Here is a 251-nt window from a genome sequence, read left to right as displayed (position 1 = left end):
GAACTCGGCTATCTGCCGTTCAGCCAGACCGGCGGTGCGCTGCTGTTTCATCTGCTCAGCAAGCTCTACGAACGAACCAGTGTCATCATCACCACCAATCTGAGCTTCGCAGAATGGGCCAGTGTGTGTAGTGGTCTAATGAAACCAGACACTGATTTAGGCGAGAATGCTCGCCATGGAGAGGTGTCTGATGCCGAAGCAACGTCGTTCGTTTTCCCCCGAGTTCAAACAGCAAGCCGCCGGTCTGGTGC

General features: G+C 55.0%; 1 protein-coding gene. It reads left to right on the top strand.

The genetic code is table 11. The annotated features are described in order from the left end of the window. Nucleotides 1–251: ATP-binding protein (locus G3N58_RS34445; RefSeq protein WP_241017361.1), on the top strand; the 251-nt coding region annotated here is incomplete at both ends.

It is taken from the genome of Paraburkholderia sp. Ac-20342 (genome assembly GCF_017104985.1).
Classification (GTDB): Bacteria; Pseudomonadota; Gammaproteobacteria; order Burkholderiales; family Burkholderiaceae; genus Paraburkholderia.
The sequence above is the reverse complement of the archived record's forward strand: the minus strand, read 5'-3'. Positions and strand labels throughout refer to the sequence as shown.